Below are 231 nucleotides of genomic sequence, written 5' to 3'. Positions count from 1 at the left end.
GGACTATCTCAACTGGTCACGACAGATGACGGGGCTGTTGCAGGGCAACCGCGCCGAGTGGTCGACGAAATGGCGAAAACTGTGCGAAGGCCTGGATCCGCTGGCGCCTGCCGATGAAAACCGGCTGGCGGCGATTGCCGAGGCCTGGACGGAGTATCTGCATCAGTGTAAGCAGGAAGGGCTGCATTTCATCCAGCCGGGCCGTTTTGTTCTGCCGGGAGATTTGGCGGG

1 protein-coding gene is annotated in these 231 nt (G+C 61.0%); it reads left to right on the top strand.

Annotated elements, in window-relative coordinates; translation table 11 throughout:
- Positions 1–25 precede the first annotated feature (25 nt).
- Positions 26–231: YcjX family protein (locus tag ACPYOI_RS37250; RefSeq protein ID WP_481424328.1), on the top strand; the 206-nt coding region annotated here is incomplete at its 3' end.

This window comes from Rhizobium sp. SVR5-2C (genome assembly GCF_056755115.1).
This window is presented reverse-complemented; position numbering and strand designations above follow the sequence as displayed.